Here is a 26,627-nt window from a genome sequence, read left to right as displayed (position 1 = left end):
CACCATGACCCAAACCGCCACCATCATCGAAATCGGCGCTGAAGATATTCCGCTGCATTGCCCCACCGCCGGCACGCCCGCGTGGAACTACCACCCGCGCGTGTTCCTGGACGTGGTGGATACCGGCGAGGCCAAGTGCCCTTATTGCGGCACGGTTTACAAGCTCAAGCCGGGCACCGTGCTGAAGGGCCACCACTGACACGCCCCTCTTTCATCCGCATGACCCCGACGCTCCGGCGCGCAGCAACGCGCACCGGAGTGTTGGCGTTCCCGGCGCCCGCGTTGGGGCGCCCATGCGGAAAAGCAGCGCCCCGCCCATGAAAAAAGCCCTCGTCATCGCCCCCAACTGGATCGGCGACGCGCTGATGGCGCAGCCGCTGTTCGCGCTGCTCAAGGCGCGCCATCCGCGCCTGGTCATCGACGCCCTCGCCCCCAAATGGGTCGCCCCCGTGCTCGCGCGCATGCCCGAGATCGGCCGCGTCTTCCCCAGCGACCTGGCGCACGGCAAGCTGCAGCTGTCGGCACGGCTGATGTTCGCGCAGCAGCTCAAGAACGAAGGCTACGACATCGCCTACGTGCTGCCGAATTCGCTCAAGTCGGCGCTGATTCCGTGGCTGGCGGGCATTCCGCTGCGCATCGGCTATCGCGGCGAAGCGCGCTTCGGCATGCTCAATGTGCGCCATGCCAACCCGCCGCGCGACCAGCGCCCGCCGATGGTGGAGCACTACGCCCGGCTCGCGCTGAAACCGGGCGCCCGCCTGCCGGAACACCTGCCCGATCCGCGCCTGCGCACCGACCCGGCCCGCATGGCCGCGACTGCCGAGCGTTTCGGCATCGCCCCGCAGACACGCGTCATTGCGTTCTGCCCGGGCGCGGAATTCGGCCCGGCCAAGCGCTGGCCGGCAGACCATTTCGCGAAGCTGGCGCAGATGCTGCGCCGGTCCTTCCCGTATGCCCAGATGATCACGCTGGGCTCCGGCAAGGATGCCGAAATCGCCGACGAGATCGTCAAGGGCGCGCCGTTCGTGCGCAATCTGTGCGGCCAGACTTCGCTGGACGACGCGGTCGACCTGCTGGCGCTGTCCGAAGCCGCGGTCTGCAACGACTCGGGCCTGATGCATGTCACGGCGGCCCTGAATCGCCCGCAGGTGGCCGTGTTTGGCTCCAGCGATCCGCGCCATACGCCTCCGCTGTCACAGGCAGCGAGTATCATGTGGCTGCAACTCGAATGCAGCCCGTGCTTCAAGCGGGAGTGCCCGCTAGGCCACCTGCGCTGCCTGAAGGACATCGAACCTGAAATGGTGTTCGTGGAACTGCGCAAGTTGCTGCACCGGCCGTGAACCCCTGACAACGCCACCATGCCCCGTTTTGCCCGCCTGTTCGATTCCGCGGAAGACATCGTCGAAGCCTTCCGCGAGGCCATGAAGCTGCGCGATGCCGACGGCGCCCTGCGGCTCTGGCTCGACGAAGACTCCGTCACCTGCGTGCTGCCCGACGGCCAGCGCCTGATCGGCCATGAGCACCTGCGCCAGGCGTTTTCGCAACTGCTGGAAGAACAGCCGGTGCTGATCGACGCGATCGAGACCAGCAGCCACGCCTCGCTGGGCGTTTCGATCTTCGACGTGACCGAGGCGCTGCGCTTTGGCGCCGACCGCGTCGAGGCCGACCTGTATGTGCACACTACCTATGTGCTGATGCAGAACCATGAAGGCTGGCGGCTGGCGCACATCCATTGCAGCCCCGCCAACGCGGTGCAGGTCGCCGCCGTGGCCGCAGCGCCGGGCCAGGCGCTGCACTGAAGGACAACCGGCCACGCCCAAGGCGTGGCCCGATGCAATACCCAACGGCATGACGCAGCTTCCGCACCACCGCCTGCCGTCCGCCGCGCAGCCGGCGCCGTCCAGCACGCCGGGCACCGGGTTCGGCGACGGCCTCGCCATGCCCTGGTGGCTACGTAGCGGCCACGCGCAGACCATCATCCCCGCCCGCTTCACGCAGCGCCCGCCACGCGTGAGCTTCCGCCGCGAACGCTGGGATACTCCCGACCAGGACTTCATCGACCTCGACTGGACCACCCACGCGGTCCGCCCCGGCACCCCGCTGCTGGTGATGTTCCACGGCCTCGAAGGCGATTCCGGCAGCCACTACGCGCAGACGCTGATGCATGCGCTGGGCGAGCGCGGCTGGCAGGGCGTGGTCCCGCATTTCCGCGGCTGCTCGGGCGAACTCAACCGTGCGCCGCGCTTCTACCATTCGGGCGACTCGGCCGAGATCCGCTGGGTGCTGGAACGGCTGCGCCGGACGCACTGCGCCGATGGCCGTGGCATGCTTGCCGTGGGCATCTCGCTGGGGGGCAATGCGCTGCTGCGCTATCTCGGCGAGGAAGGCAGCGGCGCCAGCTTCCTGTCGGCCGCCGCGGCGATCTCGGCACCGCTGGATCTGGCGGCCGGCGGCGCCGCGCTCTCGGTGGGATTCAACATGCTCTACACGCGCATGTTCCTGCAGACGCTCAAGCGCAAGTCGCTGGCCAAGCTCGATCAGTTCCCGGGCCTGTTCGACCGCGACACGATGCTGGCCAGCCGCGACCTGTACGCCTTCGACAACGTGGTCACCGCGCCGCTGCATGGCTTTCGCGATACCGACGACTACTGGGCGCGCGCCGCCAGCAAACCCATCCTCGGTGAAATCGCCGTGCCCACGCTGGTGCTCAACGCCCGCAACGATCCTTTCCTGCCTGCCCGGCACCTGCCTGGCCCGGCAGACGTCAGCCCGCAGGTCTGGCTCGAGCAGCCCGAGCACGGCGGCCACGTCGGCTTCATGATGCCGCGCACCGGACCGCTGCGCCATCTGCCGCTGCTGCCGTTCGTCGGCCACATCGAATGGCTGCCGGCGCGCATCCTGCGCTTCTTTGACAGCATGACCTGAGGCGCGCCGAGACACAGGCTGCACGCGCGCGAAGAGGAGACACAGCAATGGACGAGACCGTCAGACAAGCCATGGCCCGCTGGCCCAATGTGCCGAACTGCTACGGCTGGTTGGCGCTGGACCGGCGCGGACAATGGCGCATTCGCAACGAGTTTGCCCAGCAGCACGGCCTCTCGGGCGATCCGATCCGCCATGAGGCGCTGATCGCTTTTATCGAACGCAACTACCTGCACGACGAGCGCGGCGCGTGGTACTTCCAGAACGGGCCGCAGAGGGTGTTCGTCTCGCTGGCCTATGCGCCGTGGATCGTGCGCCTGCACGAAGGCCGGCTGCGCACGACGACGCACCGCGACTTCACGCTGCAGGCCTGCTACGCCGATGAGCACGGCAACGTGCTGCTTGCCGGTGAAGTGGATGGCGAACCGCCCGGTACGACGCACGCCGCGGTGCTGCATGATCACGACCTCGACCTGTTCAGCAGCACCTCCACCTGGCACGCCGAAGCCTGCGGTGCCGAGCTCGGCGTCTTCCATCACACCGGCCGCGATATTCCCGTCGAACCGATCAGCGAGGACGAGGTGCCGAAGCGGTTCGGCTTCGTCAGGCAACCGGCCGCTGCCCAGGCCTGACCCGCACGGTGCAGGTCAGTTGGGCATGCCCTTGTTGTCCTGCTTCTCCTCGCGGTACTGGCGTTCGAGCTGGTGCAGCCGCGCATCGACCTCGGACAGCGTGTAGAAGTCACCGTCGCCCGCCTTGCGCGCGATCTGCAGCTGTTCGATGGCGGCCTGGTAGGCGCCGTCCATGGCGTACTTCTCGGCCAGCGCCTGGTGCTGCTGCACGCGCTTGCCCTGCCCCGCATAGGCGCGTGCCAGCAGGTCCCACCATTCGCTGCGCGCGGTTTCCTCGCGCGTGCGCTCGCGCAGGAAACTGACCGCCGCATCGAGCCTGCCTGACCCCAGCAGCGTGTCGGCATAGGCCAGCGCCACCGCATGCGACAACGGGAATGCCTTCATCGATGCCGTTGCCTGGCTCAGGGCCTCCGGCACGCGCCCTTGCGCGCGCGCCAGTTCGATCGCCATCACATCCAGCATCGGGCTGCCCGAGGTGGCGCCGGGAATGTTGCCGTAGAGCCGGCGCGCCTCGCCCAGCGCCTGCTCGGCGGCGGCGTAACGTCCAAGGCGCTGTTCGGTGAAGGCGATGCCGTAGTACAGCGCCGGCAGGCGCATGGCCGATGCACCGGCTAGCTGCGACTGCAGCGCGGTGCGCAGGTTCTGCAGGTCGCTCGGCGTGCCTTCCTGGATCACGCGGGACCGCACGCGCGCGAATTCGTACTCCGGCGTATTGGGCACCTTGTGTGCGGCAACGTGCCTGACCCGATCCTGCATGTCGGCGATCCGCTCCGAGGTCAGCGGGTGGGTCCGCACATAGGACGGCACCGAATTCTCCGCGGTCCCGGCGGCACGCTGCAGGCGCATGAAGAAGTCAGGCATGCCCTGCGGATCGAAGCCCGCCGCGGTCATGATCTGGAAGCCGACCCGATCGGCCTCGCGCTCGGCGCCGCGCGAGAACGAAAGCTGGTTGGCAACGGCGGCGCCCTGCCCGCCCAGCGCCAGCGCGGCGGCGGCATCGGGGCTGCGCGTGGCGGCCAGTCCGGCCAGCACCATCGAGGCCAGCGCGATCCACATCGACTGGTCCTGCGAGGTGATGCCGCGCGCGATATGCCGCTGCATGACGTGGCCGATTTCGTGGCCGAGCACGGAAGCCAGCTCGGACTCGGTATCGGACTGCACCAGCAGGCCCGTATGCACGCCGATATAGCCGCCGGGCAGCGCGAACGCGTTGATGCTGCGGTCACGCACGGCGAACAGGTCGAAGCCCGTGGCGAACGTGCCGGCGCCGGTCGATCCCGAGATGTTCTGCCGGCGCGCGGCCTGCACCAGCCGGTAGCCCAGCGAATTCAGGTAATCGGCTAGCAGGGGATCGGTCACGTACTGCGGATCGCGGCGGATATCGCGCATGATCCGGTCGCCCAGCCGCTTCTCCATATCGGGCGACAGCGCCGCGGTGGAGGGATCACCAAGATCGGGCAACTGCACGCCGCCGGCTTCCACCACCGGGTTGTTGGTGCGCAGCCCGAACTCCGACTTCTGGCCGGCTTTCACGCTCCGGTTCAGGTTGTCGTAGACCTGGTCGCTGGCTTCTGACGGAACGGCAGACGGCGCGGCGGGCGCAGCCTTGGCAAGCGGACTCGCGGCCGCCACCGGGCGTGAGGCCTGCGACCATGCCGGCGCCACCATGGCAAGCGCCAACAGGGCAGCCAGCGAGCGGCGCCACGGATGCATCATGGCGGCCGATCGGCCCCGTGGATGGCAATGTGATGTGCGACCGGCAGGCACAGTGTCCAGCCCGGCAGAAATGCCAGCTGCAACTGGGCTGCGAAGCGATGGATACTTGGGCATGTTGCTATGATAGCGGCCTCCGGAAGCCGTTCCCATCAGGGTTGCCGCGTGCATCCCCTACTCCACCGCGCCATGACCCAGCTCACACATTTCGACACCGCCGGCCAGGCCCACATGGTCGACGTCGGCGACAAGGCCAGCACCCATCGCGTCGCGGTGGCCACCGGCACCATCACGATGGAACCCGCCACCTTCGCGCTCGTGCGCGACGGCAACGCAAAAAAAGGCGATGTCCTGGGCATTGCGCGCGTCGCGGCCATCATGGCTACCAAGCGCACCGCCGACCTGATTCCGCTGTGCCATCCGATCGGCCTGACCAAGGTCTCGGTCGACTACGAATTGGACGAAGCCGGCAGCCGCATCACCTGCACCGTGCGCACCGAAACCCGCGGCCAGACCGGCGTGGAAATGGAAGCGCTGACGGGCGTGCAGGTCGCCCTGCTGACTATCTACGACATGTGCAAAGCGGTGGATCGGGGCATGGTAATGGGTGGCGTGCGACTGCTTGAAAAGCATGGCGGGAAATCGGGCGACTGGGTGGCGGCTACGTGACCTGTATCGCCCTGCCGCGATCGGGCCGTAATGGCCGTAATAAAGGTAACGCTGCATTACTGGCGCATCACGGCCCCTCCGTTTTCACCCGAATTGGTGTTCAATAAAGACATGACGGCGACATGACGCCGTCCATGACCGGGCGACGGGATCGGAGCAATACCCGCCATTGAATCACTGGACATCATCATGAACGGGCGCAGGATGGGCCAGCTGCTGCTGGCACTCGCGGTGGCCGTGGCGAGCGGCGCGGCGGTGGCAAGGAATGGCGGGGGTGGCTGGCACGGAGGTGGCGGCTGGCATGGCGGAGGCGGGTGGCATGGAGGCGGGTGGCACGGTGGTCACTTCCACTCGGGGGTTGTCGTGGGCGTTGGCTTCGGCCCCGGCTGGTGGGGCTATCCCGGCTATCCCTATTACCCGTACTACGGCGGCTACTACGGTGGCTACTATGGCGGCTATTACCCGCCTGCCGTGGCTGGCGTGCAACAGGCGCCGGAGTACGTCGAGCAGGGACAGGAAGGCCCCGTTTCGGCGCCCGGCCCTGACAGCGAGGCACCCCCGCCCCAGGCATTCTGGTACCACTGTGCGCGGCCGGATGGCTACTACCCGTATATCAGGGCTTGCCCAGGCGGCTGGCAACGCGTGCCGGCGCAACCGCCGGCCAATTCGTGACGGTCGCCTTCGGGCATCGTCCGGACACCGCAGACGAGGACAGCATGTCTACCTATTTCCCCCGCAGCCTGCTGGCGCTGGCCGCGCTGGCGCTGGGCGCCTGCGCCGTGGTGCCATCGGGTCCAAGCGTGATGGCGCTGCCGGGCACGGGCAAGAGCTTCGATCAGTTCCGCTCGGATGACTACAACTGCAGGCAATATGCCTTTGGACAGGTGGGCGGCGTCAGCACGCAGGAGGCGGCCAATACCAGCGCGGTCGGGAGTACCGTGCTCACGACAGCGCTGGGAGCGGCGGCCGGGGCGGCGTTTGGCGGGGGCGAAGGCGCGGCCGTGGGCGCAGGCGTGGGCCTGTTGACCGGCGCGGCGATCGGTACTGGCACGGCGCAAGCGTCAGGCTACGCCACGCAGCAGCGCTATGACGGCGCCTATGTGCAGTGCATGTACGCGAGCGGTCATAAGGTACCGGTGTACGGCAACGTGTCGTACGCCGCGCCAAGGCCGGCGGCGCGGGCGTATTACTATCCGCCGCCTCCGCCGCCTCCGGGGTACTACCGGCCGTACTGACCGTACTGATGGCAGGCGGTACCTCATTCGTCCGCATGGTTGCGCGTGCAGCGTGCCTGTCTGCGCAGCAACCCAATCGCAGAACTCACCCGTCCGAGCCAGGGCGGCTTTCCGATTGCGCAGAATCGCCATTTGCGAAGCTCATGTCCGACGCCGCCGAATCGTAGATGGATAGCGGACGGGAACTCAGCCCCTGCCCGGCTGATTCATCGGGCCATTCACTGCATTGGATATTGTTGCGGCCGGACTTCTTGGCTTCGTAGAGCAGGGCATCGGCGGCCGCGATCAGGGATTCGTCGGTCACGTTTTTCCCCGCAACCGAGAAATTGACTGCCAACACGCCAAAGCTTGCCGTGGTTGCAATGCTTCTGCCAGCCGCATCAACCGTCGGATTGCCTGCAATCGCCGCACGCAGGCGCTCCGCGACGGACAAGGCACCATCCAGGTCCGTTTGCGATAAGGTCAGAAGGAACTCCTCTCCCCCATAGCGCACAACGCTGTCAACATGCTGGCGGGTGATCGTCTGAAGCATGCTTGAAATGTTGCGAAGGACGATGTCGCCGGCCTGGTGGCCGTAGGTGTCGTTGATCAGCTTGAAGTGATCCACGTCGCAGACCACCAGCGTCAGCCATAGCTTGTGCCGCTGGGCCCTCGCGATTTCCATCGGCAGAAGCGTGTCGTGCAGATGGCGCCGGTTATAACAGCCGGTGAGATGATCGCGCACGGAAAGACCCTTGAAATCCATTAGCACCCGGTATTCGTCCCGCCACAGGCGCTGGTAGCGACGCGCCGCCACAATCCCGAAACTATTGGCCAGCAGCAAGAGCATCGACATCGTCAGTGCATCGGATGCCGTCAGATTGCCAACGCTTACCGCGATCACGATAAAAGCAGCCGTGGTGATCAGCGCGATGATCTTTGTAATGAGCAGCCGATTGGGAATAAACAGATAAACGACAATCAGCATGATGCACAGGGACATCGCATGCCACGGGATTTCGTACGGGCGAAACCAGACGATTAGCATGAAAGTCGCCATCCCGACAATTTCGGCGGCGCTCGCCGCCAACCAGAGCGCGGCGACTGATTCCGGCTGATCGCGAATCACCTGCAAGCCCAGCATTGCCGTAATGGCAACGAGCATGCGGGCCACGAACAGCAGCAAGGCGAGACGCCCGTAGCCAAGCGCGGCGACATCCGTCAAGGCAAAGGCAAGATAGAAGAAGGAACAGAAACTCAGCGTGAGGCGCAGGGACGCCTGACTGCGGGTCACATGATGGAGTTGGAAATCGCGTTCGACTTCCGGTCGGCTGAATTCCACACGCAGCGGATTCACCGAAAATTCGGGACGGCACTCCGGATTCAAGGTCTTTTTGCCCACGTATTTTTGGAGACACTTTATTACAGTCCCGCCAATGCTGCTGTGCTATGCATGCCTACCAGCGACGGCTGTCCCGGAAACGCAACATCAATGGTTCGGGATGGCGCGGGAAAGTAGTCCTGTTACCGAAATGTGCAAGGCAGTGGACCACGGCATGGTGATCCGCCCGATTACTGTATCGTCGGCAGATGCGTGGATCTTATTCCGGCATGCGCCGGGACTGCCTGTGCACCCAGTCGCAGAACGCCTTCGGACGGGCGTCATCGGCAACATTGTGGCAGTCCTGCGCAAGAGAGGCGTACTGCGCCGCCTCGTCGCCGGCATAGTAGTAGCGAAGCCGCTCGAGCCACGCCCTGCCTTGTGCGGGGTTGCCAATCAAGGCCAGCAGCCACGCCGTGCGGGCAATCATGGTCGGCGTCGGCAGCAGATGCACGGCGGCGATATGGGCTGGCAGCAGGCTGGCAGCATTGTCCGGCGTGATGACCGCACGCTCGGCAATGTCCGCTTCGGCATGCTGGCGAAACCAGAATCGCGGCAACGGCAGCGTGTCGCGGCGCTCGGCACCGGCGTACTCGCGCGCCTCCACGCGGCGATAGTCCTGCCACATCGTCACCAGCACGGTGGCGGAAATGGTAACGAAGGCCGCGACAAGGCTCGTCGACATCCAGCGCGGCATGCGCCACTGCCCGAAGCCCGAAGGCTCCAGCCAGCCCAGCATGAAGCAGAACGGCAGGAAGAAGTACAGATAGTGCAGCGGATACTCCAGCATCGAGTGCGCGCACAGCATCGCCAGCCAGGTCAGCACCAGCACCGTCTGCTTGCGCTCCTCGCTATCGCCATGCCAGAGGCGAACCCGGATCACGCGCCAGAGCCAGGCAAGCAGGATCAGTCCGACACCGGCGGCACCAACGATGCCAGTCTTCGCCAGCAGGTCGAGAATGGCGTTGTGAGCGTGCAGGGACATCTCCACCTTCACCCGGACCTGCTCCATCTGCTGGAACTGCGCCCAGCCAAACTCGCCCCAGCCTACGCCGAGCCAGGGATGCGAGCGGAACATGGCGATGGCGTGGGTCCACAAGGCGCCGCGCGCGGAAATCTGGTCCTCGGCCTTCAGTTGAGCGAGCGTATCGAACAGGCGCCAGTCGAAAGCCTGCCCGGCTGCCTTGATCGTTGGATGCAGCACCAGCAGCATTACCACCATCGCGATCGCTGCGACGACCAGCCCCATGGGCCGGCGCATGGGATCGGCATCGCGTCGCACATCGCGAGCCAGCCATGCTGCCACCAATGCGTACACCGCTGCGAGCCCGACATGCAGCACGCCGGTGCGGGAGCCGGACAGTACGATGCCGCTTTCCAGCAAGGCAACTGCGACCAGCCACATCGGGAAGCGCAGTGAGCCGCGCGAGGCTAGCCACACTGAGGCCACCAGCGCGAGGCCTTCAACGGTGGCCTGGTGGTTGGGCTGGTTCAGGTTGCCCCAGAGGCGGCGGTTGTCGTCGTAGAAGTAGGGAGAGACTAGGCCGAAGGTCTTGGGTTCGAGGTGGAACAGCTGCACCCATTGCGCCAGGGTACCGAAGAGACCAGCGACGAGGAAGGCGACGGAGATGGCTGTCGTGACACCTTGCATTGCATCACGGTCGCCGCAGCTGCTCAAGCGCCAAGCGGCACACATGACTGCCGCGCCGAGGGCCAGCACCAGTTGGGTGGCCATACGACTGCCGGTGTAGTCAATTACGCCGGCTGCTGCCTGGATCAGGCTCGTCAGAATGAGCCACAGCGGGACAAGGACTACCCAGGGGACTGCCTTGGCATTAGCGGCGCCGGTCTGCCTTGCAGCGGCGTACCGGCTTACTACGGCGAAACAGAACAGTGCTGCGCTGGCCCATTCGCCGTAGAAGGTGGCAAGTGGCAGGGTGTGCTTGGATACCAATAATGGAAGTACCAACACCAAGGCAACTAGCCCTTCCAGAGCTGGCAAACTACGGACTGGCATGTGACAGTTGCCCCGTTGAAAGCGTGCATCATATCGCGAAATGAGTCACGCCTTCGCTGACCAGCCTCAGGGCTAGACGCTATCCCTAACTTCCTTAATGGCAGCCGCAAGGCGGCTGTACCTACCTGCCATATGCTATTACCGGATTACCGTCCACGCTCAACGTCTGCGAGACGCCAATCTTTTCCGCCTTGGGCTGCCCGTAGAGATTGAGCAATTTCTGCTTAAACTCATCGATTGCGCCCTTTTGCTCATCACACATTGCCAGCAGGCGTGCATACTGAACGTCAAACTGTCCATTAGACAAGTTCTTTAGACGCTGAACCTGAAGCAATGCCTCGCGGGGTCGATTATCTAGCGCCAACAGGACAGTGTAGCGTCGGATCATATTTGGAGTTGCCGATATGGTAAGCGCATTCTCATGCATCGCCAGCTTTTCAGACAGCAATTCCGGATCTAACTCCATTGCACCTGTCAGGCCATAGCGTGCCCAGTCTGCAAAAATGAAAGACGGGCTGGCAAAGTATCGTAATGCCCCTCTTTGCTCGTAAACCACTTCGGCTTTCCGATAGTCGAAGTAGCCTGCCACCAGACCTGCAGAGACGGTTACCAGCATGGCAATCGTCACTCCCGTTGAGAGACCTCTACTCATCCCTTGCCAGTACCGCGTTTCCGCCAACCCCATCATAAAGCATATCGGCAGCAGGAAGAACGCATAGTTCTGGGGGAACTCAAGCATTGCGTGCACCGCCACGACCGACACTACAGTAATGCAGTAAATACGCTGGACTGCGAAATCGCCTGCGCGGATCGCCCTAATACTGCACCAACACCAATACAGGCACGGTAGCAGGGTTGCCGCTGCTCCAACGAGCCCGGTCTTTGCCAGGAGATCGAGCACTATGTTGTGCGCGTTGTTGCCCATTTCCACGGGACCGAGACGGTCTGCGATCAAGTACTGCGCTCGAACATACTCACCCCAGCCAACCCCGAGCAAGGGATTCTGCTTAAAGACCTCAAATGCATAGCGCCACAGGGCCAGGCGTGGTGATATCTGGCCTTGTTCACTCATGCGCTCCGCCGCGGACGTAGCGAGACGAAGATCGAATGTCTGATTCAACCACGCCACAAAGAGCATCGCCGCTATCACAGCAAGTACAGGCAAAGCCCCGAACAAGGCAGCGCGCCACCATTTCACTGGAGGATATTCCGCTTCTTGCACACGCGCCATGATCAGCGCTGCCGCGGCTACGACTGCGGTTTGAATGATAGGGGTGCGCGATGCCGTCAGCGCTATGCCGATTGCAAGCACAATCAACACTCCCATTAGTGCAAAGCGACCAATGTCATGCATTCGACGGAGATAGAGTGCGCCGGCCATGGCCAAGGCGATGACGGTGCCGAGATGATTTGGTTGATATAGGTTGGCAAAAAGTCTTCGCCCGCTATCGTAGGGATAAGTTGCCACCCAGGGTGAATAGTGCGCCTCGATACCGAAGGCTTGCACCCATGCCATGCCAAACGAAATCAAGCCACAGAGCACGCTGCCAACGGCACATGCCCGCAATAGCCGCCTAGTTCTGTTGCGGTCGCAACCAAGCCACAATCCTGCTTGAATGGAAAGTATCGCGCACAAGCAAAAGAAAATAGCAAAGAACGACGGCACCGGACGCGAAACGCGCATCACGGTCAATTGGACCAACAACGCGACAATGAGGCCCACGGGAGCCCACGAAACCATGGCAATTGGGAGTTGACCGCCCCGACATATACGCATTAGCAATGCCGCGCCTGCTAGCAAAACTGAGATGGCAATCGCAAGGGATTCCGAGTAAAACGTCGAGATGGGAAAAGTGTGAGGAACGATCAGGAATGGTGCGGACCAGAGCATGAGTGTTAGGAAGAGCGCTGACCACGAACTGCTTGCATTGAGCGCGGCTTTCATTGCCCGTCTCCATAAGAAAAAGGGCATCCGAAGATGCCCTCTCTTGAGCTTGAAACGGCTTAGACGCCGGTCTGCGACTTGGTGCAACCACCGCCATCGGTCGCCGCCCACGTCACTGCATTGGATGTAAGCGTCGGAGTCAAGGTCACTGTGCAGGTAGTACCGAGTTGTGCCTTCGCTGCCATCAGGATAGCCGCGGTGGTGCCAGTAATCGTTACCGATGCGTTGGCCGGAGTCGGCAGTGTGGAATAACCTACTTCGCTGGTCAGCGCGGCAAGCGTATCACACGAGGTCACGCCGCCTGCATTGGTCTGAGTGCATTGCGCGATGGCCAACTTCAACGGTGCCACCTGCGAATACACATCCGACCAACGGCTACGCGTCACATAATCCTGATACTGCGGAATCGCAATCGCCGCCAAAATACCAATGATCGCCACAACAATCATCAGTTCGATCAGCGTAAAGCCCTTCTGGACACGGCGGCCCAGCTTCTTCAGTTGTTGTACCCGTTGCATGATTTGACCCCTCGAAGAGATTTTGGTTAAGCACTGCACGTCTTCGTAAACGCGACGCCAGAGCCATACAGCAGAATGCGTGCCAGCCTGCGATTCCCCATATGTGGGGTTCGATGCGACAAATTTCGTCACCCGCTCAGGTGATGGCTGCGGCAACTGGCAAATTTTGTCATCTGGACGCCGAAGCCGGCTCCGAAGCGACAAAATGTGCGATCACTCACATGAGTTAGTCGCCGAACTTCCGGTGCCGGGAATGACAAAGGCGGCTCGCAATGAGCCGCCTTTGTTGTGGCGCCGGACGCCCGTCAGGCCGTCTGCGCTGCCCGACGGCCCATCAGCTTGCCGACCAGAACCACCAGAATCGCCCCGGCGGCACCGAACACCAGGTGAGCGTGCGGGACGTTGACTTCGAACCACGCCGCATCGACCGGATCGCTGACCAGCATTTCACCGGCGAGGTAGCCCAGCAGCGCGGCGCCCAGCACGATGATGACCGGGAAGCGTTCCATGACCTTCAGCAGGATGGTGCTGCCGAACACGATCAGCGGGATCGACAGGCCTAGGCCCAGGATCAGGAGCATCAGCTGGCTGCCTTCGGGGCCCTTCTGGGCGGCGGCGGCCACGGCGACGACGTTGTCGAGCGACATCACGAGGTCGGCGATCAGGATGGTGCGGATGGCGGCCCAGATGTTGTCCTTGGCGTCGTGCCCTTCCTCGTCGTCATCGCCGTTCAGCAGCTGCACGCCGATGTAGACCAGCAGCACGGCGCCGATGATCTTCAGGTACGGCAGGCTCAGCAGCTTGACGGCGGCCACGGTCAGCACGACCCGCATGACGATGGCGGCGGCGCTGCCCCAGAAGATGGCCTTCTTCTGCTGGGCGGGCGGCAGATTGCGCGAGGCGAGCGCGATGACCACCGCGTTGTCGCCGGACAGGACGATATTGGTCAGGATGATCGATCCCAACGCAATCCAGAACGTGGTGGTGGACAACAATTCCACGGCAAGGCTCCTCAGTTTCTAGCTGTTTGTGTTTCCCGAACGCGCGCCACTGCGTGCTTTCGGATGTCTGAATTCACAGACATAGATGTTTATCGTACGAACCTTTCGGTTCGGTTTCAAACTGCATGTCGCTGGCTCAGGAGATACCCTAAGAAGCCGCTCACCAGAATGACATTGCCCCCGCACGGAGGCGGGGGCAATGAGACGCTGGGTTCCCGCCTTCGCGGGAACGACAGGCGCAGTTACAGCATCGCCTTGAGCAGGCGGGCCATTTCCGACGGGTTCTTGGTGACCTTGATGCCGCAGGCTTCCATGATTTCCAGCTTGGCCTGGGCGGTATCGGCGCCGCCCGAGATCAGCGCGCCGGCGTGGCCCATGCGCTTGCCCGGAGGCGCGGTCACGCCAGCGATGAAGCCAACCACCGGCTTCTTCATGTTTTCCTTGATCCAGTAAGCCGCATTGGCTTCGTCCGGACCACCGATCTCGCCGATCATGACCACGGCGTCCGTTTCCGGATCGTCGTTGAACATCTTCATCACGTCGATGTGCTTCAGGCCGTTGATGGGGTCGCCACCAATGCCGACAGCCGACGACTGGCCCAGGCCCAGCGCGGTCAGCTGGCCCACGGCTTCGTACGTCAGCGTGCCCGAGCGCGACACCACGCCGATGCGGCCCTTGCGGTGGATGTGGCCCGGCATGATGCCGATCTTGATTTCGTCCGGCGTAATCAGGCCCGGGCAGTTCGGTCCCAGCAGCAGGGTCTTCTTGTTCTCGCGGCGCATGCGGTCCTTGACTTCCATCATGTCGCGCACGGGGATGCCTTCGGTGATGCAGACCACCAGGTCCAGGTCGGCGTCAACGGCTTCCCAGATCGCGGCAGCGGCGCCTGCGGGCGGCACGTAGATGACCGACACGGTGGCACCGGTCTGGGCCTTGGCGTCCTTGACGCTGGCGTAGATGGGAATGCCTTCGAAGTCTTCGCCGGCCTTCTTGGGGTTCACGCCCGCGACGAAGCAGTTCTTGCCATTGGCATAGTCGCGGCAGCCACGGGTGTGGAACTGGCCGGTCTTGCCGGTGATGCCCTGGGTGATGACCTTGGTGTCTTTGTTGATCAGAATCGACATGCTGTAATCCTTTGCTTGGCTACGAGCGGCGCGCACAGGGGCTCAAGGGAGCGCCTGCGCACCGCTCGCGTTCGCGTGTGGTTGCGTTCGTGCGACGGCTTACTTGCCAGCGGCAGCGGCCACCACCTTCTGGGCGGCTTCTTCCATCGTGTCGGCGGCGATGATGGGCAGGCCCGATTCGGCCAGCATCTTCTTGCCGAGATCTTCGTTGGTGCCCTTCATGCGCACGACCAGGGGCACCGTCAGGTGCACGGCCTTGGAAGCGGAGATCACGCCTTCGGCGATCACGTCGCAACGCATGATGCCGCCGAAGATGTTGACCAGGATGGCCTGCACGTTCGGGTTCTTCAGCATCAGCTTGAAGGCTTCGGTCACCTTCTCGGTGGTGGCACCGCCGCCCACGTCGAGGAAGTTGGCCGGCTCGCCGCCGAACAGCTTGATGGTGTCCATGGTGGCCATAGCCAGGCCGGCGCCGTTCACCAGGCAGCCGATATTGCCGTCCAGCGAGATGTAGGCCAGGTCGAACTTCGAAGCCTCGATTTCGTTGGCGTCTTCTTCATCCAGGTCGCGGTAGGCGACGATTTCCGGGTGACGGAACAGCGCGTTCGAGTCGAAGTTGAACTTGGCGTCCAGCGCGATGACCTTGCCGTCGCCGGTCAGGATCAGCGGGTTGATTTCAGCCAGCGAAGCGTCGGTTTCATAGAACGCCTTGTACAGGCCTTGCAGGGCCTGGCGGGCTTGCGCCACGCTTGCGTCGGGCACCCCGATCTTGCGGGCGATGTCGTCGGCTTCAGCGTCGGTCAGGCCGACCGACGGCTCGATGATCAGGGTGTGGATCTTTTCCGGGCTGTGGGCAGCGACTTCTTCGATGTCCATGCCGCCTTCGCTCGACGCCATCAGCGCGACCTTCTGCGAAACGCGGTCCACCACCAGCGAAACGTATAGTTCCTTCTTGATGTCGGCGCCTTCTTCGATCAGCAGGCGGTTGACCTTCTTGCCTTCCGGACCGGTCTGGTGCGTGACCAGCTGCATGCCCAGGATGTTCGAAGCGTAGGTCTTGACGTCGTCGATGCTCTTGGCAACCTTCACGCCGCCGCCCTTGCCGCGGCCACCCGCATGAATCTGGGCCTTGACGACCCACACCGGGCCGCCGAGCGTTTCTGCGGCCTTCAGGGCCTCGTCAACCGAGAACGCGGGAATGCCGCGCGGAACCGGCACATTGTATTTGCGCAGGATTTCCTTGCCTTGATACTCATGGATATTCATGCGTGTTTCCTTTCGGGTAGGCGTAAAAGGTAGAAGGGAAGAATCTGAATGGAGACGAACTCTCTCGTCTGGCTGGCCGGTCCTGAGGATCAGCCGGAAGTGCCGGTCGGCCGGTCGGCCGGGACAGCGCCGTTGCCGTCGTTTGCGTGACCACCGCGGTCGCCATTGGCCGCGGCGGGCGCCTGAGGCGCGGTTGCGGCGGCAGGTGCTGCCTCGGCCCGTACCTTGGGCTTCGGCTGGTAACCATACCAGCGCGGGTAAAACTCGCGGACCACCTCGCCATCGAAGCGCAGCGCATGGCAGCCATGCAGCTGGTAAGGCGGTTCGGGATTGGGATCGTCGTCGCCGTTGTCGCGAATATTGATGACTTCGCCGGCAAATGCCTGGATTGCGGTGCTGGGCAATACGCCCGCAGCCTCGGTCAGGTGGGAGCAGCCCTGCACGCCGCCCAGTTGCTCACGAACCGCCTTGCGGAAGCCCTTGCGCAGGTTCAGGCCGATCAGCTTGCGGTAAGCCGGGCCGACCGTGTCGCAATGCGTCGGATACGGCACCCAGTCGGAGCAGGCCTCGGCATCCAGCACTGTCATGTTTTCGTCGATCGTGACGCGCAGCCACAGGTCGTGCAGGGGCTGGCCGACCGGCCGGATGCGGTTGCCGGCCAGGGCGATATCGCGCGGCTTGGTGTCGGTGAGGCGGACTTCGATGTCCCAGAGACCATCGTCCCGCAGATAAGCCTCGGCCGTGATGGCGCGGCGATGACGCGGGGAGCGGTTGACGGGCTGGGAGAGAGGCATGACCAGACTGGGAATACGGGGCAGGACGGCAGCAACGCCGAATAACCGGGGGAGTTTAACATGCCGGGGCGCATTGCCCGGGAACATCCTTGTGCGCCGGCTGTCGGCGCGGGATTGTCGTCCGACCAAAGCGGTGGAGGCAGGCCGCCCGCGGTTGGAAACCGGCAATTTTCTGCGGAAATCTCAAGGAGACCGGCCAGCCGGCAGCGGGAGCCGAACCTGCAGCGTATGCAAGCGTGGAGGCTGAATACACCTGCCGGCGGCGCAGGTAATCGACGGGATAGTGCTCAATAACGCACCAACGCAGGCTATTCCGCGGAATCCTCCCCGATCTCATCCTCGGCCCCCTTGATGACCTTACCGATCACCGAGCGCGAAAAGCCACGCGCCATCATGAAGCGGATCTGCTTGGCCCGCTCTTCCGGCGTCGCAGGTGGGGTTCCGAAGCGCTTGTGCCACACCTCGCGCGCGCGCTCGGGCTCCGTGGCGCGCAGCCGCTCCTGCAGATCGCTGAGCTGCTCGCCGCCAAGCTGGTGCGTCTTGGCTTCCTGCATCACGCGCGCCGTGCCATAGCGGCTGCCGCGCCGGTGCACCAGGCTATCGGCAAAGCGCTCGTTGGACAGCCAGTTCTCGCGCTCCAGGGCGTCGAGCAGGCGCTCCACTTCTTCCGGCGACTCGGCGTGTGGCGCCAGCTTGCGCGCCAGTTCGGCGCGGCTGTGCTCGCGGCGGGAAAGGTAGCCGACGGCGCGGGCCTTCAGGGACAGCGGGGGGCGGGTGATCATTGACGCTAATGAGCAATGGAAAGCCGTCGCGGCAAAGGAGAATGCAAAAGGGCTGGCGCACTGTCATGCGCCAGCCCTCGGGCTCGCCTCGCCGCCGACGCTTAGTCTTCCAGCGTCGCGGTCGCGGCCGCCGCCGGAACGCCGTTCATTGCCACGACGCCCAGCGCCGCACGGACCTTGTTCTCGATCTCGTCGGCAATATCCGGGTTCTCGCGCAGGTATTCGCGCGCGTTGTCCTTGCCCTGGCCGATCTTGTCGCCGTTGTAGCTGTACCAGGCACCCGACTTCTCGACGATCTTGGCGTCCACGCCCAGGTCGATGATCTCGCCCTGGCGCGAAATGCCCTGGCCGTAGAGGATGTCGAAGAAGGCTTCGCGGAACGGCGGCGATACCTTGTTCTTGACTACCTTGACCTTGGTCTCGTTGCCGATCACCTCGTCGCCCTTCTTGATCGAGCCGATACGGCGGATATCCAGGCGCACCGAGGCGTAGAACTTCAGCGCGTTGCCGCCGGTGGTCGTTTCAGGCGACCCGAACATCACACCGATCTTCATGCGGATCTGGTTGATGAAGATCACCAGGCAGTTGGTGCGCTTGATGGTGCCGGTCAGCTTGCGCAGCGCCTGGCTCATCAGGCGGGCCTGCAGGCCCGGCAGCGAGTCGCCCATTTCGCCTTCGATTTCGGCCTTGGGCACCAGCGCCGCCACCGAGTCGATCACGATCAGGTCGATCGAGCCCGAGCGCACCAGCGCGTCGGTGATTTCGAGGGCCTGTTCACCGGTGTCCGGCTGGGAGATCAGCAGTTCGCCCACGTTCACGCCCAGCTTGGAGGCGTAGTTCACGTCGAGCGCGTGCTCGGCGTCGATAAAGGCGCAGGTGCCGCCAAGCTTCTGCATTTCCGCCACGACCTGCAGGGTCAGCGTGGTCTTGCCCGAAGATTCCGGACCATAGATCTCGACCACGCGGCCGCGCGGCAGGCCGCCGACGCCAAGCGCGATATCCAGGCCGAGCGAACCGGTGGAGACCACCTGGATGTCCTTCTCGACCTCGCCATCGCCCAGGCGCATGATCGAGCCCTTGCCGAACTGCTTCTCGATCTGGGAGAGCGCGGCGGCAAGCGCCTTTTGCTTCTCGGCGCTCACGCCGGCACCTGCCTTCTTGTCGTCCATGGTCGTCCTTGAGTCAATGGTGGTAACAATGGTGTATAAATAGGCCGCATGTGGCGCGGCACCGGCATTTTCCGGCGCGAGCGCCTGACCCGGCTGTCTGCGCGGCCGCCCTCCGGGGCAGTCCACGCGGAATGTGCGGGTACTGTATAAAAAAACAGTATGCTTGGCAAGCCCTGTCGCGCCCCTTCCACAGGCGGCGGCTGGTTATGCCGGCCAGGGTGGAGACAACCATGCGCATTCTGATCGCTGAAGATGACGACGTGCTGGCCGATGGCCTCACGCGCTCGCTGCGCCAGTCCGGCTACGCCGTCGACCATGTCGCCAACGGGCTCGAGGCGGATTCCGCGCTGTCGACCCAGACTTTCGACCTGCTGATCCTCGACCTGGGCCTGCCGCGCATGTCCGGGCTCGAAGTCCTCAAGCGGCTGCGCGCCCGCGGCGCGATGCTGCCGGTGCTGATCCTGACCGCCGCCGACAGCGTGGACGAGCGCGTCAAGGGCCTGGACCTCGGCGCCGACGACTACATGGCCAAGCCTTTCGCCCTGACCGAACTGGAAGCGCGCGTGCGTGCGCTGGTGCGGCGCGGTGCCGGCGGCGGCGCCACGCTGATGCGGCACGGGCCGCTGGCTTACGATCAGGTCGGCCGCATCGCCTACCTGAATGAACAGATGCTCGAGCTGTCGGCGCGCGAGATCGGCCTGCTGGAAATCCTGCTGACGCGCACCGGCCGGCTGGTATCGAAGGAACAGCTGGTGGACCACCTGTGCGAATGGGGCGAGGAAGTCAGCAATAACGCCATCGAGGTCTACGTGCACCGCCTGCGCAAGAAGATCGAGGTTGGCGGCATTCGCATCGCCACCGTGCGCGGCCTCGGCTACTGCCTGGAAAAATTCCAGCCGGCGCTGGCCACGCACAGCTGATCCGCGCCCGTACCCTCTTCTCACGCAGCCGCCATCCCATCTCGACCTGCCTTCCCGTGACCAACCCGAGATGAACCTGCTGCGACTGCCCTGGCGACGCGCCCATCGGCCCCGGACTGCAGCCCGGCCGCCATCGCCTTCCGCAACCGACGACGAGGCGCTGGCCGACGCCCTCCCGCACCTGGAGGAAAGCACCGCGCATCCGGCACCGCGCTCGCTGTTCGGCGAAATCCTCGACTGGATGCTGGCGCCCCTGCTCCTGCTGTGGCCGATGAGCATTGCGGTCACGTATCTGGTGGCCAAGTCGATCGCCAACGGTCCGTTCGACCGCTCGCTCGAAGCCAGCGCCATTGTGCTGTCGCAACAGGTGCGCGAAGTCAACGGTCGGGTCACGCTGCAGCTGCCGCTGTCGGCGCGTGAAATCCTGCGCGCCGACGAAACCGACAACATCTACTACCAGGTGGTCGGCAAGCGCGGCGAGTATGTAGCGGGCGACCATGACCTGCCGCTGCCGTCCGAGGACGATCAGGGCCATCCGGGCCTGGTGTCGCTGCGCGACGATCGCGTGGCAGGCAATGACGTGCGCGTGGCCTACACCTATATCGACCTGAAGAACGTCGGTGGCACGCAACCGGTGCTGGTGCAGGTGGCCGAGACGCTCGACAAGCGCGCGCGGCTGGCTAACGAAATCATCAAGGGCGTGATCCTGCCGCAGTTCGTGATCCTGCCGCTGGCCGTAGTGCTGGTGTGGTTCGGCCTCACGCGTGGCCTGGCGCCGCTGACGGCGATCCAGCAGCGCATCCGCGCGCGCAATCCCGGCGACACCAGTCCCATCGATGAACGCGCCGCGCCGCAGGAAATCACGCCGCTGGTGGCGTCGTTCAACGACCTGCTGGCGCGCCTGGATCAGTCGGTGCAAACCCAGAAACGCTTTATCGCCGACGCCGCGCACCAGATGAAGACGCCGCTGGCGGGGCTGCGCATGCAGGCCGAACTCGCGCAGCGCGAGCAATCGCCGGAAGAACTGCGCCGCTCGCTCGCGCAGATTGCCGGCAGTTCCGAGCGCACGGCGCACCTGGTGACGCAGTTGCTGTCGCTGGCGCGCATGGAGAACGTGGCCGGCGCGGGCAGCATGGCCGCGCTCGACCTGTCGGCGCTGGCGCGCGAAGTGGTCAAGGACTGGCTGCCGCAGGCCTGGGCGCGCAGCATCGACCTGGGCCTGGACGCCGGCGATCATCCGGTGATGGTGCAAGGCAACCGGCTGATGCTGACCGAGATGCTCAACAACCTGCTCGACAACGCGATCCGCTACACGCCCACCGGCGGCCACGCCACCGTGCGCGTCAGCGCCGATCCGTTCGAGCCCTTCGCTTATCTCGATGTGGAAGACACCGGCCCCGGCATCGCGCCGGCCGAGCGCGAACGCGTGATGGAGCGCTTCTACCGCGTGCTCGGCACCAATACCGAAGGCAGCGGCCTGGGCCTGGCGATCGTGCGCGAGATCGTCCAGCAGCACGGCGGCGAGGTCAACATCACCGATCACGTCTACCAGCAGGAACCGCGCCTGGCTGGTGCGCATTTCCGGGTGACACTGCGGCGCCCCGAAGTCGAGCCCTCATGAAGCACGAGCCTCCGCAAATTCCGCCTGCCGAGCGGCAGGCCTGGCACCACAACCTGCGCTGGATCGGCGTGCTGCTCGTCGTCTGGTTCGTGGTGACGTTTGTCGCCAGCTGGTATGCGCGCGAACTCCGGTTTGACTTCTTCGGCTGGCCGTTCTCGTTCTGGGTCGGCGCGCAGGGTGCGCTGATCATCTACGTGCTGATGGCCGCGCTCTACGCCTGGCGCATGAACCGGGCCGACGAGGATGCTGACGAACACCCGATCGCCCCCACCCCACCTTCGCAGGGCGCCTCGCGCAGCGCACACTCGGATGCTGCATAGCGGCATTGCCGGTGCCCCGCAAATGCCTGCCTGCCGCGGCCGCAACCCACCGCAATGCAGCATGAAAATGCCGGTCAGCGGCTAGCGTATACCCCGACGCAATTCGCGTTTTTGCGCGCGAATCTGTCAGAAGTCAGTAAGTTTCGCGACCCACAATCCTTGCAACTTCGGCAGCACGGCCGCAGCGCGCCGCTGCGCGCGCAACGGCCGGCGGGCCGCCGGAGATCCATTCGACAGACGGAGGGGACAAGATGGCTAACGCGCAGAACGTTGCGGTGCCCGGAGGGGGCGCCCAAAACGCACCGATGACGCACGAAGAGAGGAAGGTGATTCTGGCCTCCTCGCTGGGCACGGTGTTCGAGTGGTATGACTTTTATCTGTATGGCTCGCTGGCGGCCATCATCGCCAAGCAGTTCTTCGCGGGCCTCGACCCCACCTCCGCCTTCATCTTCGCCCTGCTGGCCTTCGCCGCCGGCTTCATCGTGCGGCCTTTCGGCGCGCTGGTGTTCGGCCGCCTCGGCGACATGATCGGGCGCAAGTACACCTTCCTGATCACCATCCTGATCATGGGTATGTCGACCTTCATCGTCGGCCTGCTGCCCGGCTATGCCACCATCGGCTGGGCCGCGCCGATCATCCTGATCGCCCTGCGCATGCTGCAGGGCCTGGCGCTCGGCGGCGAGTACGGCGGCGCGGCCACCTACGTGGCCGAGCATGCCCCGCACGGCAAGCGCGGCTCCTACACCTCGTGGATCCAGACTACCGCCACGCTCGGCCTGTTCCTGTCGCTGATCGTCATCCTGCTGTGCCGCAACCTGACCGGCCCGGCCTTCGATACCTGGGGCTGGCGCATCCCGTTCCTGGTCTCGATCCTGCTGCTGGCCATGTCGGTCTACATCCGGCTGTCGATGAGCGAATCGCCGGCCTTCCAGAAGATGAAGGCCGAGGGCAAGACCTCCAAGGCGCCGCTCACCGAGAGCTTCGCCCAATGGCGCAACCTCAAGATCGTGATCCTGGCGCTGGTGGGCCTGACCGCCGGCCAGGCTGTGGTGTGGTACACGGGCCAGTTCTACACGCTGTTCTTCATGACCCAGGTGCTGAAGGTCGACGCCACCACCGCCAACCTGCTGATCGCGGGCTCGCTGGTGCTGGGCACGCCGTTCTTCGTCTTCTTCGGCTCGCTGTCGGACAAGATCGGCCGCAAGTGGATCATCATGGCGGGCTGCGCGCTGGCCGTGCTGACCTACTTCCCGATCTTCAAGGGCCTGACCCACTACGCCAACCCGGCGCTGGAACGCGCCCAGCAGTCCGCCCAGATCGTCGTCACCGCCGATCCGAAGCAGTGCTCGTTCCAGGGCAGCCCGATCGCCCGCGAGATCGACTTCCGCAGCTCGTGCGACATCGCCAAGCGGACCCTGGCCCAGGCTTCCGCCAGCTATGAAGTGGTGAACGCTCCGGCCGGCACCACCGCTACGGTGAAGATCGGCGACAAGGAAATCACCTCGATCAATGGCACGCTGGTTCCGGCCGGCCACAGCTTCGACGACGCCAGCAAGAAGCAGATCGCGGCGTTCAAGAAGGAAGTGGCTGACTCGATGGGCGCGGCCGGCTACCCGACCAAGGCCGACCCGGCGCAGATGAACACCGTCATGGTGCTGGTGCTGCTGACGATCCTGGTGATCTACGTCACGATGGTGTACGGCCCGATCGCCGCCATGCTGGTCGAACTGTTCCCGACCCGGATCCGCTACACCTCGATGTCGCTGCCCTACCATATCGGCAACGGCTGGTTCGGCGGCCTGCTGCCCACCATCTCCTTCGCGCTGGTGGCGCAGAACGGCAACATCTACTACGGCCTCTGGTACCCGATCATCATCGCCGCGGTCACCTTCGTGGTCGGCGCGCTGTTCGTGCGCGAAACCAAGGACGTGAACATCTACGCCAACGACTGAACGAGGTAGTGCAGGCAAGACCGATCCGGTAATCGGTCGCTCCAGCCGGCAGGCCAACTGGCCTGCCGGTTTTCTTTTGGCCGCAGCGGGCCCGGAAACATTCTTGAGATAAAGGTGTTGACAGCCCAAAAACTACCGGTATAATTGCGGTCTTCGTTGGCGAATTAGCTCAGTCGGTTAGAGCGACGGAATCATAATCCGCAGGTCCGGGGTTCGAGTCCCTGATTCGCCACCATCTATTTGAAAAGCCGCGATCCCGCATGGGTTCGCGGCTTTTTTCTTTGGGTTGCGCTGCGCATGCAGCGAACCTGCGCAACGGCTCCCGCCACTTACACCTCTTACCAGTAGCGCACGCGTCCGGTATCGACATGGACGAACTGCTCGGACTGGTAGAAGCCCACGCCACCGCCTTGCAGGGACTTCGCCGCGTCACGCACGTCCGCCAGGGGAACGCCGGCCAGCCGGATGTCGATGGCCTTGCCGTCCATGTGCAGGCTGTGCTTCGCCACGCCGCCGCCGCGCGTATTGCGCAGCCGCGTATTGGTGGCCGGGCTGCGGTAGCCGGAGATGACCTGGAACGGGCTGTCTGTGCCGAGCGTGCGGCGCAGCTGGAACAGCAGGTCGAACAGCTGCGGATCGATCACGCCGACCTGTCCCGAGTAGTGGTCGCGCAGGAAGCCGTTAAGCGTGGTCAGCGCGTCCGGCAGGAAGCGATCGCCCACCGCGTAGACCAGCGAAATGCGTTCTCCGGTATGCGTGTGGTCGAAGGCGAGCGAGCGGGCATCGGGCAGGCTGGCCAGTGCCTGGCGTGACGTCAGCGGCATCAGCCCGGCTGCAAGCGCCAGCCCGCCGGTGGCATGAAGGAAACGGCGGCGTGCCATGCGCGTCGCATGAATCATGGGAAACCCTCTTGAAGTGCTCGCAGCGCATCAGGGCGTGCGGCCCGCAGCACTCGCGATGGCTGCCGGCGCGCGGCGCGCGGGGCGTTGCCGCAACGCCTGGTCCAGCAGCTTGTCATGACCATAGATGTCTGGCAGGAAGGATACACGACCATCGGCCCGCGCGATCACCGTGCCGTACGCCAGCACGACCGGCAACGGCTGCTGCAGCCGCACCGTGCTGGACTTGCCGCGGGTCATCGCGTCGCGGATGCGGGTCTCGGTCCAGTCGGGCATGCCCTGCATGACGAATTTTGCGAGTGCCACGGGTTCCTCCACACGGATGCAGCCGTGGCTGAAGTCGCGCCGGTCACGCTTGAACAACTGCGGCGTGGGCGTGTGGTGCAGGTAGATGTTCTCGTTGTTGGGGAACACAAACTTGATATCGCCAAGCGCGTTCATCGGCCCGGGGCGCTGGCGGATGCGCATGCGCCCGTTCAGCACGGCGTCCAGGTTTGCATCGGACAGTGTGGTCACCGCCTTGCCATCCCCGCTCACGAACTCGAATCCCTGCCGCGTGAAATAGCCGGGATCGCTGCGCAGCTGCGGGACAGTCTCGCGGCGCGCGATTGACGGGGGCACATTCCAGTACGGGCTGAATTCGATATAGCGCATGTCCTCCTTGAACAGCGGCGTGCGGGTGTCAAGCGCCTTGCCCACGATCACCTTCATCTCGAGCTTGATATCGAGCTTGCCGTCGTGCAGTTCGTAGGCACGCAGCATGAATTCCGGGACGTTGACCACAATCATGCGCGGCCCGTCCAGCGGGGTCCAGCGCAGGCGCTCCATGGTCAGTTCAATCTGCCGCACGCGGCTGGCGATGGGGGTATTGAGCTGCGCGAGTGTCCCCGGCCCGAGCACGCCATCGACCTCCAGGCCGTGGCGGGACTGGAAAGCCTTCACACCATCGACCACCACGCCTTCATAGCGCCGCGGCGCCGGCGTGCCGGCGGGCAGGTCGCCCAGCGCCACCAGGCGCGCGGTAAGCGCGGCGGTGCCCGCGTAGGGCTGGCCCGCGGTCAGTTTCGCACCGGGCAGCCGCGGCAGCGGCTGCGCCCAGGCTGGCTGTGCGGCGATGTCACGATAGCGGGCCAGGGCCGCCCGCAGCGTCCCATACAGCGGAAACGCCGGCGCGGCCTGCCGGATCGCTTCAGGCAGGCGGTGCGCCGCCACGGCGTCGCGCAGCCAGGTAGCCGCATCGAACGGCCGCTCGGCCTGCGGCGAGAAATTCGCGCGCACCGTCCGGGGATTCACGCGGCCGGCATGCAGGTCGGCCAGCATCTGTTCCATCGCGCCGGTCAGCGCAGCGTCAAGGCGCGCCGCGGCGTCCGGTGCCAGGGCCGGCCCGCTGGCCGCCTGGGAAACCGCCTGGCGCAGCGTGTCCGCATCGTAGTCGGCGGGATCCAGGCCATCGGCGGCGGCCGCAGCCAGCGCATCGACTGCCTGCTGGGCCTCGGGCGAGGGGCGGCCCTGCGCAAACCATAGCGGAGCCTGCGCCAAGGCCGGCAGCGCGAAACCGGCAGCCGCGCATGCGAGCGCGCCGGCAGCAATGCAGCGCGCCAGCTGTCGGGCGGCGCCGTGCGGCGATGCATTGCGCGCAATGTGCTCAGGCAGCCGGGGAAGGAGGCGGGCAGCAATGGCTGCGGAGGTGGCGCCGGTGCGGCGCACAGCGGTCAGGAACGAGGGCATCGACAGGCTGGACCAGGATTCGTCGTACACGTCCGACAGT

25 protein-coding genes and 1 tRNA gene are annotated in these 26,627 nt (G+C 64.5%); 13 read left to right on the top strand and 13 right to left on the bottom strand.

Going from position 1 to position 26,627, the window contains the following annotated elements; genetic code table 11:
• Positions 1 to 4: 4 nt before the first annotated feature.
• The 5 genes from RM96_RS25290 (at position 5) to RM96_RS25270 (ending at position 3,554) form a co-directional block, all read left to right on the top strand.
• Complete coding sequence (locus tag RM96_RS25290) at positions 5 to 199, top strand: zinc-finger domain-containing protein (protein ID WP_039014466.1); 195 nt, start codon at positions 5 to 7, stop codon at positions 197 to 199.
• Between the two features lie 118 nt (positions 200 to 317).
• Positions 318 to 1,340 (top strand): lipopolysaccharide heptosyltransferase II, encoded by a 1,023-nt coding sequence (gene waaF, locus RM96_RS25285; protein WP_039014465.1) that lies wholly within the window; start codon positions 318 to 320, stop codon positions 1,338 to 1,340.
• An 18-nt stretch (positions 1,341 to 1,358) separates the two neighbouring features.
• The gene (locus RM96_RS25280; protein WP_039014464.1) at positions 1,359 to 1,799 is read left to right on the top strand and encodes a YybH family protein; all 441 of its coding nucleotides are present in this window, start codon (positions 1,359 to 1,361) and stop codon (positions 1,797 to 1,799) included.
• 49 nt (positions 1,800 to 1,848) lie between these two features.
• Positions 1,849 to 2,925: a YheT family hydrolase gene (locus RM96_RS25275; RefSeq protein WP_039014463.1), complete on the top strand. Its 1,077-nt coding sequence runs from the start codon at positions 1,849 to 1,851 to the stop codon at positions 2,923 to 2,925.
• 47 nt (positions 2,926 to 2,972) lie between these two features.
• The gene (locus tag RM96_RS25270) at positions 2,973 to 3,554 is read left to right on the top strand and encodes a DUF2946 family protein (protein ID WP_039014462.1); all 582 of its coding nucleotides are present in this window, start codon (positions 2,973 to 2,975) and stop codon (positions 3,552 to 3,554) included.
• Positions 3,555 to 3,569: 15 nt separating this feature from the next.
• Here RM96_RS25270 and RM96_RS25265 read toward each other — a convergent pair whose 3' ends face one another.
• Positions 3,570 to 5,384, bottom strand: coding sequence for a beta-barrel assembly-enhancing protease (locus RM96_RS25265; protein WP_039014583.1), 1,815 nt, complete (start codon positions 5,382 to 5,384; stop codon positions 3,570 to 3,572).
• A gap of 72 nt (positions 5,385 to 5,456) precedes the next feature.
• Between RM96_RS25265 and moaC the strand changes: the two genes are divergently transcribed.
• The 3 genes from moaC (at position 5,457) to RM96_RS25250 (ending at position 7,171) form a co-directional block, all read left to right on the top strand.
• Positions 5,457 to 5,936, top strand: a complete 480-nt coding sequence (gene moaC, locus RM96_RS25260) for a cyclic pyranopterin monophosphate synthase MoaC (protein WP_039014461.1) — start codon at positions 5,457 to 5,459, stop codon at positions 5,934 to 5,936.
• A 189-nt stretch (positions 5,937 to 6,125) separates the two neighbouring features.
• The gene (locus tag RM96_RS25255; protein ID WP_039014460.1) at positions 6,126 to 6,608 is read left to right on the top strand and encodes a hypothetical protein; all 483 of its coding nucleotides are present in this window, start codon (positions 6,126 to 6,128) and stop codon (positions 6,606 to 6,608) included.
• Between the two features lie 44 nt (positions 6,609 to 6,652).
• Entirely contained in the window at positions 6,653 to 7,171 is a 519-nt protein-coding gene (locus RM96_RS25250) for a glycine zipper family protein (RefSeq protein ID WP_039014582.1), read from the top strand.
• An 85-nt stretch (positions 7,172 to 7,256) separates the two neighbouring features.
• On the opposite strand, the gene RM96_RS25245 is transcribed toward RM96_RS25250, so the two are convergent.
• The 10 genes from RM96_RS25245 to recA all read right to left on the bottom strand — a co-directional run bounded on the left by RM96_RS25245 (position 7,257) and on the right by recA (position 19,147).
• On the bottom strand, positions 7,257 to 8,552 hold the full coding sequence (locus tag RM96_RS25245; RefSeq protein ID WP_063926015.1) for a GGDEF domain-containing protein: 1,296 nt from the start codon (positions 8,550 to 8,552) through the stop codon (positions 7,257 to 7,259).
• Between the two features lie 199 nt (positions 8,553 to 8,751).
• Positions 8,752 to 10,548, bottom strand: coding sequence for a PglL family O-oligosaccharyltransferase (locus RM96_RS25240; RefSeq protein ID WP_039014459.1), 1,797 nt, complete (start codon positions 10,546 to 10,548; stop codon positions 8,752 to 8,754).
• Between the two features lie 121 nt (positions 10,549 to 10,669).
• Positions 10,670 to 12,493, bottom strand: coding sequence for a PglL family O-oligosaccharyltransferase (locus tag RM96_RS25235; protein ID WP_039014458.1), 1,824 nt, complete (start codon positions 12,491 to 12,493; stop codon positions 10,670 to 10,672).
• A gap of 59 nt (positions 12,494 to 12,552) precedes the next feature.
• Positions 12,553 to 13,011: a pilin gene (locus tag RM96_RS25230; protein ID WP_039014457.1), complete on the bottom strand. Its 459-nt coding sequence runs from the start codon at positions 13,009 to 13,011 to the stop codon at positions 12,553 to 12,555.
• Between the two features lie 305 nt (positions 13,012 to 13,316).
• Positions 13,317 to 14,012 carry a TerC family protein gene (locus RM96_RS25225; RefSeq protein ID WP_039014456.1) on the bottom strand — a complete coding sequence of 232 codons (696 nt, stop codon included), beginning with the start codon at positions 14,010 to 14,012 and terminating at the stop codon, positions 13,317 to 13,319.
• A gap of 242 nt (positions 14,013 to 14,254) precedes the next feature.
• Entirely contained in the window at positions 14,255 to 15,136 is an 882-nt protein-coding gene (sucD, locus tag RM96_RS25220) for a succinate--CoA ligase subunit alpha (protein ID WP_039014455.1), read from the bottom strand.
• 99 nt (positions 15,137 to 15,235) lie between these two features.
• Complete coding sequence (sucC, locus tag RM96_RS25215; protein WP_039014454.1) at positions 15,236 to 16,402, bottom strand: ADP-forming succinate--CoA ligase subunit beta; 1,167 nt, start codon at positions 16,400 to 16,402, stop codon at positions 15,236 to 15,238.
• An 89-nt stretch (positions 16,403 to 16,491) separates the two neighbouring features.
• The gene (locus RM96_RS25210; protein ID WP_039014453.1) at positions 16,492 to 17,196 is read right to left on the bottom strand and encodes a DUF2889 domain-containing protein; all 705 of its coding nucleotides are present in this window, start codon (positions 17,194 to 17,196) and stop codon (positions 16,492 to 16,494) included.
• 308 nt (positions 17,197 to 17,504) lie between these two features.
• Positions 17,505 to 17,978: a recombination regulator RecX gene (recX, locus tag RM96_RS25205; protein WP_039014452.1), complete on the bottom strand. Its 474-nt coding sequence runs from the start codon at positions 17,976 to 17,978 to the stop codon at positions 17,505 to 17,507.
• Positions 17,979 to 18,079: 101 nt separating this feature from the next.
• Complete coding sequence (gene recA, locus RM96_RS25200) at positions 18,080 to 19,147, bottom strand: recombinase RecA (protein WP_039014451.1); 1,068 nt, start codon at positions 19,145 to 19,147, stop codon at positions 18,080 to 18,082.
• A gap of 230 nt (positions 19,148 to 19,377) precedes the next feature.
• On the opposite strand from recA, the gene RM96_RS25195 reads away from it, so the two are divergent.
• From RM96_RS25195 to RM96_RS25175, 5 genes are all read left to right on the top strand, one after another.
• Positions 19,378 to 20,067 (top strand): response regulator, encoded by a 690-nt coding sequence (locus RM96_RS25195; RefSeq protein WP_039014450.1) that lies wholly within the window; start codon positions 19,378 to 19,380, stop codon positions 20,065 to 20,067.
• A gap of 70 nt (positions 20,068 to 20,137) precedes the next feature.
• Positions 20,138 to 21,688, top strand: coding sequence for a sensor histidine kinase (locus RM96_RS25190; protein WP_039014449.1), 1,551 nt, complete (start codon positions 20,138 to 20,140; stop codon positions 21,686 to 21,688).
• On the top strand, positions 21,685 to 22,008 hold the full coding sequence (locus RM96_RS25185) for a DUF4212 domain-containing protein (RefSeq protein WP_039014448.1): 324 nt from the start codon (positions 21,685 to 21,687) through the stop codon (positions 22,006 to 22,008). The genes RM96_RS25190 and RM96_RS25185 overlap by 4 nt, the downstream gene beginning before the upstream one ends.
• A 251-nt stretch (positions 22,009 to 22,259) precedes the next feature.
• A complete protein-coding gene (locus RM96_RS25180; protein ID WP_039014447.1) occupies positions 22,260 to 23,960 on the top strand; it encodes an MFS transporter in 1,701 nt (566 codons plus the stop codon).
• A 158-nt stretch (positions 23,961 to 24,118) separates the two neighbouring features.
• A tRNA-Met gene (locus tag RM96_RS25175) sits at positions 24,119 to 24,195 on the top strand.
• Between the two features lie 103 nt (positions 24,196 to 24,298).
• Here the strand turns inward: RM96_RS25175 and RM96_RS25170 are convergent.
• Positions 24,299 to 24,859 (bottom strand): YcbK family protein, encoded by a 561-nt coding sequence (locus tag RM96_RS25170; protein ID WP_039014446.1) that lies wholly within the window; start codon positions 24,857 to 24,859, stop codon positions 24,299 to 24,301.
• 30 nt (positions 24,860 to 24,889) lie between these two features.
• Positions 24,890 to 26,587, bottom strand: a complete 1,698-nt coding sequence (locus tag RM96_RS25165; protein WP_082016701.1) for a L,D-transpeptidase family protein — start codon at positions 26,585 to 26,587, stop codon at positions 24,890 to 24,892.
• Between the last annotated feature and the right edge of the window lie 40 nt (positions 26,588 to 26,627).

Source organism: Cupriavidus sp. IDO (assembly GCF_000812465.1).
In the GTDB taxonomy this organism is placed as follows: domain Bacteria; phylum Pseudomonadota; class Gammaproteobacteria; order Burkholderiales; family Burkholderiaceae; genus Cupriavidus.
Note: the sequence above shows the minus strand (reverse complement) of the source record. Positions and strands in the feature narration are given on the sequence as shown.

What these genes read in the sequence shown, in the direction of transcription:
- RM96_RS25270 (WP_039014462.1), top strand. Translation starts at nt 2,973, where the DNA reads ATGGACGAGACCGTCAGACAAGCCATGGCCCGCTGGCCCAATGTGCCG.
- waaF (WP_039014465.1), top strand. Translation starts at nt 318, where the DNA reads ATGAAAAAAGCCCTCGTCATCGCCCCCAACTGGATCGGCGACGCGCTG.
- RM96_RS25250 (WP_039014582.1), top strand. Translation starts at nt 6,653, where the DNA reads ATGTCTACCTATTTCCCCCGCAGCCTGCTGGCGCTGGCCGCGCTGGCG.
- RM96_RS25180 (WP_039014447.1), top strand. Translation starts at nt 22,260, where the DNA reads ATGGCTAACGCGCAGAACGTTGCGGTGCCCGGAGGGGGCGCCCAAAAC.
- RM96_RS25165 (WP_082016701.1), bottom strand. Translation starts at nt 26,587, where the DNA reads ATGCCCTCGTTCCTGACCGCTGTGCGCCGCACCGGCGCCACCTCCGCA.
- RM96_RS25230 (WP_039014457.1), bottom strand. Translation starts at nt 13,011, where the DNA reads ATGCAACGGGTACAACAACTGAAGAAGCTGGGCCGCCGTGTCCAGAAG.
- RM96_RS25185 (WP_039014448.1), top strand. Translation starts at nt 21,685, where the DNA reads ATGAAGCACGAGCCTCCGCAAATTCCGCCTGCCGAGCGGCAGGCCTGG.
- RM96_RS25190 (WP_039014449.1), top strand. Translation starts at nt 20,138, where the DNA reads ATGAACCTGCTGCGACTGCCCTGGCGACGCGCCCATCGGCCCCGGACT.
- moaC (WP_039014461.1), top strand. Translation starts at nt 5,457, where the DNA reads ATGACCCAGCTCACACATTTCGACACCGCCGGCCAGGCCCACATGGTC.
- RM96_RS25195 (WP_039014450.1), top strand. Translation starts at nt 19,378, where the DNA reads ATGCGCATTCTGATCGCTGAAGATGACGACGTGCTGGCCGATGGCCTC.
- sucC (WP_039014454.1), bottom strand. Translation starts at nt 16,402, where the DNA reads ATGAATATCCATGAGTATCAAGGCAAGGAAATCCTGCGCAAATACAAT.
- recA (WP_039014451.1), bottom strand. Translation starts at nt 19,147, where the DNA reads ATGGACGACAAGAAGGCAGGTGCCGGCGTGAGCGCCGAGAAGCAAAAG.
- RM96_RS25235 (WP_039014458.1), bottom strand. Translation starts at nt 12,493, where the DNA reads ATGAAAGCCGCGCTCAATGCAAGCAGTTCGTGGTCAGCGCTCTTCCTA.
- RM96_RS25255 (WP_039014460.1), top strand. Translation starts at nt 6,126, where the DNA reads ATGAACGGGCGCAGGATGGGCCAGCTGCTGCTGGCACTCGCGGTGGCC.
- RM96_RS25240 (WP_039014459.1), bottom strand. Translation starts at nt 10,548, where the DNA reads ATGCCAGTCCGTAGTTTGCCAGCTCTGGAAGGGCTAGTTGCCTTGGTG.
- recX (WP_039014452.1), bottom strand. Translation starts at nt 17,978, where the DNA reads ATGATCACCCGCCCCCCGCTGTCCCTGAAGGCCCGCGCCGTCGGCTAC.
- RM96_RS25265 (WP_039014583.1), bottom strand. Translation starts at nt 5,384, where the DNA reads ATGCCCAAGTATCCATCGCTTCGCAGCCCAGTTGCAGCTGGCATTTCT.
- RM96_RS25275 (WP_039014463.1), top strand. Translation starts at nt 1,849, where the DNA reads ATGACGCAGCTTCCGCACCACCGCCTGCCGTCCGCCGCGCAGCCGGCG.
- sucD (WP_039014455.1), bottom strand. Translation starts at nt 15,136, where the DNA reads ATGTCGATTCTGATCAACAAAGACACCAAGGTCATCACCCAGGGCATC.
- RM96_RS25280 (WP_039014464.1), top strand. Translation starts at nt 1,359, where the DNA reads ATGCCCCGTTTTGCCCGCCTGTTCGATTCCGCGGAAGACATCGTCGAA.
- RM96_RS25170 (WP_039014446.1), bottom strand. Translation starts at nt 24,859, where the DNA reads ATGATTCATGCGACGCGCATGGCACGCCGCCGTTTCCTTCATGCCACC.
- RM96_RS25290 (WP_039014466.1), top strand. Translation starts at nt 5, where the DNA reads ATGACCCAAACCGCCACCATCATCGAAATCGGCGCTGAAGATATTCCG.
- RM96_RS25210 (WP_039014453.1), bottom strand. Translation starts at nt 17,196, where the DNA reads ATGCCTCTCTCCCAGCCCGTCAACCGCTCCCCGCGTCATCGCCGCGCC.